The following is a 7,292-nucleotide window of genomic DNA, read 5'->3' as shown; positions in this document are numbered from 1 at the left end:
TGCGACACGGCCGGCTGGGTCAGCGACAATGCCCGTGCGGCTTCGCTGATCGAACGACATCTGTGGACTTCGACAAAGGTGCGCAGGTGCAGAAGCGACATGGGTTACCTATAACAAAAATTATGGCAGCCCGCCTGTCTTCTTTGATGTCGTTATGACTGTTCGGGCTTAGGCTCCTGTTTTCAAAAGGGAGAAAACGGCTATGCGCGGTCGCCGGGAACTGATGCTGGCTGCAGGTGTCGCGTGGTTCGCAGCCCACGGGTCGAGCATCGCCCAGACGCGGCGACGCGACGCACCGGAGAAACAGGGAGGCAAAACACGGATGAACATCCTCATGATCGCGACGTCTGCGGACAAGCTGGGGCAGAGCGGCCATGCGACCGGCGTGTGGTTGGAGGAACTGACGACGCCGTTCTATGCGTTCCGGGATGGGGGCGGCGAAGTCACGCTTGCCTCCATCGAAGGGGGCGCCATACCGATCGATACACGGAGCGTGAAAGAAGCCGGCCAGAACGAGGCATCGGTGGAACGCTATCTGTCAGACCCGGCGTTCAGGCATAGGGTCGTCGATACTCCGAAATTCACAAATATCGATCTCAGCGGCTTTGACGCGGTGTTTCTTCCTGGGGGACACGGAACGATGACGGACTATCCGGAGAATTCCGCGCTCGCGCGTCTGATCGAACAGTTCGACCGAAGTGGCCGGATCGTGTCGGCGGTCTGCCACGGCCCGGCGGGACTACTCTCTGCCCGGAAGGCGGACGGGACGCCTTTCGTCGCCGGGCGCCGTGTCAGCGCTTTTGCCGATAGTGAGGAGCGGGCTGTCGGACTGGAGCATACGGTGCCGTTTCTGCTTGAGGACCGTTTGCGTGCATCAGGCGCTCTCTACGAACGCGGCCCTGACTTTACATCGTTCGCCTTACAGGACGGAAATCTCCTGACCGGTCAGAATCCGGCCTCGGCGGCACGTGTCGCGGCTTTGGTTATACAGCGACTCAAGGCGTGAGAGAACGATCATGACCCAACCAGTCGCCCTGGTCGCCGGGGCAAACGGCATCATCGGGAACGCCACCGCACAGGAACTTCGCCGTCAGGGATGGAAGGTCCGGACGCTGGGACGGCAGACGGTTGCGGATTTCGACTCCCTGACCGTCGATCTCACAGACGCCGCGTCCACGCGAGAGGCCTTGGCGCGGGCGAGGGACACGACGCATCTGTTCTATGCGTCTCTCTCTCCCGATCCAGACCTTGCGATTGAGGCGAACCGCAACGCCGGAATGCTACGCCATCTGCTTGACGGGCTTGGTGCTGTCAACGCTCCCTTACAACGAGTCGTGATTTATCAGGGCTTCAAGATCTATGGCATCCATCTGGGCGCTGTGGTCCGCACGCCTGCCCGTGAGAATGATCCGCCGCATATGCCGCCGAACCTTTACATGGCGCAGGAAGAGGTTCTGCGGGCCTATGCCGGACGCGGGTCCTGGGATTACGTCGCCCTGCGCCCCGATGTCGTGGTGGGCGACGTGATCGGAAATCCGATGAACATTGCTCTTGTTGTCGGGGTTTTCGCCGAAATCTCGCGAGCGCTTGGTATTCCGCTCCGTTTCCCAGGAACCGCGCGCGCCTATCGGCAGCTTGTTCAGTTTACGGATGCCGGTTTGCTGGCCCGTGCCAGCCATTGGGCGGCCATCACGCCACAGGCTGGGGGAGAGGCGTTCAATGTCACGAACGGGGATGTTTTTCGCTGGGAGCGGATGTGGGAAGATGTCGGATCGCATCTCGGTCTCGCGGTCGGGTCGCCGGTGCCCCTGACGCTCACGCGCCACATGGCCGACAAAGGCCCATTATGGCGGGAACTGGCTGAACGACATGGATTGGTCGAACCGGATATCGCCCGTCTTGTAGGATGGGGTTTTGGAGATTTCATCTTCCATACCGAGACCGACGTTATTTCGGACGTGAATAAAATTTATCGTTTCGGCTTTTCCGAGCGGATGGATTCCACAGCTTCCTTGATGGGCGCGCTCGCGCGGTTGCAGGAACGAAAGGCGTTGCCGGCAATAATTGACTAATAGGATGCGGTATCGTGATTATTGTTTAAGTTTTTTGAATTCATATTTCTGTATATTGTATGACTCATGCTGTCGGGCGAAAAATGATCATCGATAATAAAAAAGGAGGGAGTTACTGGAAAGGTAATTTCATGGTCTTTGGGTTTCGATATATTGGGCAAAGCCTTGGACGCAGGGATTTTCATTGTCGGGTCGCCAGACAATGCCGAATTCCAGATGGGAGGAACCATCCGCATCCCGGATTTCCAAGATCGCGACCTCATTGCCCTGCTGATCGCGGATCAGCGGCAGCCACGAGGCGGGCAGCAGGGCGATGCCTTCCTTGTTCTCGACGAGTGCGATGACCCGGTTGCTGCCGATATCATGACGGCGGATTCTGGAATACGTATCGGTTTCGCCGAGTTTTCGCCGGATAAGTTCCTTGAAATCCTGACCGGCATTATCACGTCCGATCAGAAATGTTTCATGACGCAGGTCCGCCCAGGACACTTCCAGCTGTGTCGCCAGAGGGTGGTCGGCGGGGAGGGCGGCCACGATACGGTCGCTCCAAAGGGGCGTGACCCGCAGGGCTGGAGCCAGATTGCGGCGTGTGACGACCGCGAAATCGATCTGCCCGCGCTGGAGCCGACGCAAAAGCCTTTTGCCTGTGCCCTCGGAATAACGAAAGACGATATCGGGATGTGTGCTGCGGAACTCCGCAGTGAAGGCGGAAAATCTTCCAGGCAGGACGCAGGTCTGGATGCCGACGGAGATCTGCCCGTGCTCGCCCTTACCTGTCCGTTGCGCGCGAGTATTCATGCCAGCCACGTTGTCCAGGACCGCCTGGGTCCAGCGGACGAACTACTCACCGAAGACAGTCGGCGTGGCACCAGTCGGGGAGCGGGTGAACAGCCTGACATTCAGCCGCTCCTCAAGGTTGTGGAGGGATCTACTGACAGCCGATTGTCGGGTGTTCAGGAACCGCGCCGCGCCGTGGATACTGCCGTGCTCGGCGATTGCCCGCACGCATAGCAGTTGCCACAGGTCGAATGGCGGCCGGCGCATGACCTGTCACACCGTCTTGCTGCGGCGCGGCCTGATGACCGTATAGACCGAGGGCAGCACGAACAGCGTCATGGTCGTGCCGACGATCATGCCGACGACGATCACCGTGCCCAGCCCGAAGCGGCTGTTGGCTCCGGCGCCCGACGCCATGACCAGCGGCAGCAGCCCCACCACCATCGCTCCGGTGGTCATGATGATCGGCCGGAAACGGATGCCAGCCGCAGTCCTGATCGCCGTTACCCGGTCGAGATGGTCCCGGTGCAGAAGCTCGTTGGCGAACTCGACCATCAGGATGCCGTGCTTGCTGACGAGGCCGATCAGCGTGATCAGCCCGATCTCGGTGTAGATATTCAGCGTCGTCACGCCGAGGGCGAGCGGGATCAGGGCGCCAAAGACTGAGAGCGGCTCGCTGATCAGGATGATGACCGGATCGGTGAAACTGTTGTACTGGACCGATAGCACGAGATAGATCGCGATCAGCGCGAATGCGAAGGCAAAGACCAGAGCCTTGCCTTCCTGCACATATTGCCGGGCGTCGGACTGCCAGTCATAGCTGTAGCCGGGTGGAAATTCGGCTGCCCGTGCCTTGAGGAAGGTCACGGCGTCGCCCATCGTGGCCCCCTTCGCGAGAATGGCCTGGAACGTGGCCGAATTCTGCTGGCCGAACTGCGGCAGGCGGTTGGGTTCGACATCGACGCGAATGCTCGCCAGCGCCGAAAGGGGCACCTGATGTCCGTCCCTGTCGTGGACATAGTACGTTTTCAGCGCATCGGGGGAGAGGCGAGCCTGTGTTACCGACTGGGGAATCACATCATAGGAGCGGCCGTAATAGCCGAAGCGGTTGATGTAGTTCTCGCCGATCAGGGCGTTCAGCGCATCGCCGATCTGCCCCATGCGGATGCCCATGGCGTTTGCCTTCGTCCGGTCGACCGTGACCCGGACGACTGGATTGTCGAAGGCAAGATCGCTGTCCACCACCGCGAACAGCCCGCTTTTCTGCGCTTCCTCCCGCAGATGGGAGACGACGCCGAAGACGTTGCGGTAGGAGTCATCGCTGCGGATGACCATCTGGACCGGCAGGCCACCGGTCGAGCCGGGCAGGGACGGGAGCTGGAACACGAAGACGCTGGTGCCTTGGAGACCGGCGACGCGCTGCTGGAGGTCCATCTGGATCTGGTCGGCATTGCGTCGGCGCTCACCCCAATCGTCCAGATTGACCCCGCCGACGCTGTTGGCGATCCCTGCGATGCCGTTAATCATCCAATGGCTGTGCCCTTCCGGGATTTCGTCCATCTTGTCGTAGAGCGCCTGGGCGTAGGTCTCGACATAGTGGAGGTTGGCATATTGCGGCGCCTTGACCGCCGTCAGCACCAGATCCTGGTCTTCGTTGGGCGCCAGCTCGCTCTGCGAGACATGCAGCATCACCGGGATCAGGAGGAAGATCACGGCGGCCGAGCCGAGGGGGATCCAGCGATGGTGCAGCGAGAAATCGAGGACGGCCTCGTAGCGCGCGTTCATGAAGCCGAACACATGCTCGGCCATTCGCTCCATGAAGCCTTCTTTCTCCTTTGCTTTCAGCAGTTTGGCGCTCATGATCGGCGAGAGGGTGAGGGCGACCACGCCAGACACGACAACGGCGCCGGCCAGCGTCAGGGCGAATTCCTTGAACAGCGTGCCCGTCAGTCCGCCCATGAAGGCGATGGGGGTATAGACGGCTGTGAGGGTGAAGGTCATCGCAATGACCGGACCGGCGACCTCGCGCGCGCCGAGCAGGGCGGCGTCGAAGGGCGATTTGCCTTCCTCGATATGGCGGTGGACGTTCTCGATCACCACGATCGCGTCGTCGACCACCAGCCCGATCGACAGCACCATGGCCAGCAGGGTGAGCAGGTTCAGGCTGAACCCGAAGGTGTACATCAGTCCGACCGCGCCAAGCATCGACAGCGGAATGGTGGCGATCGGGACGATCACCGCCCGCACGGTGCCGAGGGAGAGATAGATCACCAGAATGACGATGAGCAGCGCCTCGATGAAGGTCTCGGTGACCTCGTCGATCGACGCCTGGATGAAATGCGCGGTCTCGTAGGGGACGCGGACATCGATCCCCGGTGGCAGTGTGGCCCGGAGTTTGGGCATGATCTGGTTGAGGCGCGCGATGATCGTCAGCGGATTACCGGTCGGCGAGGCTTCAAGGCCGATGAAGATCGCGGGTCGCGGCGTTGGTTTGCCGCGAGGCGGGCGCAACGTGCTGGCTTCGGAACTGGTGTCGGTATTGTCCGGCCCGAGTTCCGCGCGCCCGATATCGCGGACCCGGATGACCCGGCCTCCGATCGAGCGCAGGACCATGTCGCGGAATTCCTCGACACTTTTGAGGTCCGTGTTGAGGTTGATGTTGCTGATCGTATAGATGCCCCGGATGCGGCCGGGTGCGGCCTGGAAATTATTCTGCCGGATGGCCTGGGCGACGTCCTCGCCCGTCATGCCGTTCGCGGCCAGCTTCTCGGGATCGAGCCACAGGCGCATCGAGAGGCGCTGCTCGCCGAAATAGCTGATCTCCGACACACCATCGATCCCCGAGAGCATCGGCGCCGCGACGCGGTGAATGTAATCGGAAATTTCGTAAAGCGGCCGCGTCGTGCTGGCGAAGGCGATGTAGGCGACGGCGGTGAAGCCGCCCGAGGTGCGTTTGATGACCGGATCATACGCGCCTTCCGGCAGTCGGTATTTGACCGCGTTCACCTTGGACATGACGTCGGTCAGGGCGCGCATGGAATCGTAATTCAGCATCATGCGCACCGTCACCACGCTGAGGCCCTGCGTGGTCGTGGAGGAGAGGTAGTCGATCCCCTCGACAGAGGCGACGGCTTCACTGATCGGCTGGGTCACGAAACCCTGCATGAGATCGGAGGACGCGCCCGGATAGCGGGTCGTCACCATGATCGTCGAGGTTTCCAGCGTCGGGTACTGGCGGGTCGAGATGCCGCCCAGCGCGCGGATGCCGAACAGGATGATCAGGATCGTCACGACAATCGCGAGGACAGGCCGCCGAAGGAAGCGATCAGTAAAACTCATTGTGCCAGCTCCCGCAAGCCGGCCAGAGGCAGGGCTTCCGGGATCTCGCGCACCTTCATGCCGGTGACGAGGCGGTTCTGGCCGCTGGTGACGACGCGGTCATCGGGTTTTACCCCGTCGTCGATGACCACCCATCCGTTGCGGCGGTCGCCCGCGCGTACAGCCTTCGCGGTGACGGTGGGGCCATCGGTGGACGGCTGCTCGACGAAGAGCGTCTCTCCGTAGGCGGTATAGGTGACGGCGGTTTCCGGGACCACGAGGTGCGGCGCCACCTTCGCGGCAATGGAAACATGGGCATAGGTGCCCGGATGCAGGTCGGCCGGCGGCGCGTCGAGCAGGGCCTGAATGGAGAGTGTATGCGAACCGTCGATGCGCGGGTCGATGGTGGTGACCGTGGCGGTGAAATCCTGCCCCGGTGTCGTGTCGAACGCCAGGTGGACGGTCTGTCCGAGCTGCACGCTGGCGGCGTTCTCTTCGGCGAGGATAAAGTTCACCCGCATCCGGGCGTAGGACGTCAGCGTGGCGATGGCGTCACCCGGATTCAGATACTGGCCGAGATTGACCTGTCTGATCCCGACGGCGCCGTCGAAGGGCGCGCGGATATGCTTCTGGTCGATCACAGCCTGCACTCTGGCGACATTGCCTTTCGCGGCTTCGAAGCGCGCCGTGGCTGTCTCCAGATCCTCGTGGCTCTCCACCCCGGTGCGGATGAGTGAGCGGGCGCGGGCGAGATCGGCTTCGGCCGCCCTCAGTTCGCCGCTCTGACGGATCAGTTCGCCCTGTTCCGGCGCGTCATTGAGGACCAGGAGCAGCTGGCCTTTCCGGACGGTCGCCCCGGAATCGAAATCCAGTTCGGTGATCCGGCCGGCGATTTCCGGGGAAAAAGTTACCCCCTGGAACGGCTCGACCTGACCGATCGTCTCGATATGGGCGGCGAAAGGGACAGGTCTGACCGGCCAGACGGATACTGCCGTTGCCGGAGTATCTGCGGCCCTGCCGACGGCGGGCAGGGACATCAGCACCGCGAGAGCGGTGGCATGGTGCCAGGGGACGGAGAAGCGTCGCACAGAAATCTCCCGAAGTTATTGTTATACGCGGATATAC

The 7,292-nt window shown here is 61.6% G+C and carries 5 protein-coding genes and 1 pseudogene; 2 read left to right on the top strand and 4 right to left on the bottom strand.

Annotated elements, in window-relative coordinates; translation table 11 throughout:
• Nucleotides 1-101, bottom strand: a 101-nt coding sequence (locus F3J08_RS15670) for a LysR family transcriptional regulator (RefSeq protein WP_166931283.1), incomplete at its 3' end; no start/stop codon positions are given.
• Nucleotides 102-202: 101 nt separating this feature from the next.
• Between F3J08_RS15670 and F3J08_RS15665 the strand changes: the two genes are divergently transcribed.
• On the top strand, nucleotides 203-1,006 hold the full coding sequence (locus F3J08_RS15665) for a type 1 glutamine amidotransferase domain-containing protein (RefSeq protein WP_240149406.1): 804 nt from the start codon (nucleotides 203-205) through the stop codon (nucleotides 1,004-1,006).
• Between the two features lie 10 nt (nucleotides 1,007-1,016).
• On the top strand, nucleotides 1,017-2,072 hold the full coding sequence (locus tag F3J08_RS15660) for an SDR family oxidoreductase (protein WP_166931401.1): 1,056 nt from the start codon (nucleotides 1,017-1,019) through the stop codon (nucleotides 2,070-2,072).
• 129 nt (nucleotides 2,073-2,201) lie between these two features.
• Here the strand turns inward: F3J08_RS15660 and F3J08_RS15655 are convergent.
• The 3 genes and pseudogenes from F3J08_RS15655 to F3J08_RS15645 form a co-directional block, all read right to left on the bottom strand.
• Nucleotides 2,202-3,116 (bottom strand): annotated as a pseudogene (locus F3J08_RS15655) (LysR family transcriptional regulator).
• A 6-nt stretch (nucleotides 3,117-3,122) separates the two neighbouring features.
• On the bottom strand, nucleotides 3,123-6,188 hold the full coding sequence (locus tag F3J08_RS15650) for an efflux RND transporter permease subunit (protein WP_166931399.1): 3,066 nt from the start codon (nucleotides 6,186-6,188) through the stop codon (nucleotides 3,123-3,125).
• A complete protein-coding gene (locus F3J08_RS15645) occupies nucleotides 6,185-7,255 on the bottom strand; it encodes an efflux RND transporter periplasmic adaptor subunit (RefSeq protein ID WP_370458756.1) in 1,071 nt (356 codons plus the stop codon). The genes F3J08_RS15650 and F3J08_RS15645 overlap by 4 nt, the downstream gene beginning before the upstream one ends.
• Nucleotides 7,256-7,292 lie beyond the last annotated feature (37 nt).

This window comes from Asaia sp. As-1742 (assembly GCF_011753235.1).
Taxonomy (GTDB): Bacteria; Pseudomonadota; Alphaproteobacteria; order Acetobacterales; family Acetobacteraceae; genus Asaia; species Asaia bogorensis_B.
The sequence above is the reverse complement of the archived record's forward strand: the minus strand, read 5'-3'. Positions and strand labels throughout refer to the sequence as shown.

What these genes read in the sequence shown, in the direction of transcription:
- F3J08_RS15665 (WP_240149406.1), top strand. Translation starts at nt 203, where the DNA reads ATGCGCGGTCGCCGGGAACTGATGCTGGCTGCAGGTGTCGCGTGGTTC.
- F3J08_RS15660 (WP_166931401.1), top strand. Translation starts at nt 1,017, where the DNA reads ATGACCCAACCAGTCGCCCTGGTCGCCGGGGCAAACGGCATCATCGGG.
- F3J08_RS15650 (WP_166931399.1), bottom strand. Translation starts at nt 6,188, where the DNA reads ATGAGTTTTACTGATCGCTTCCTTCGGCGGCCTGTCCTCGCGATTGTC.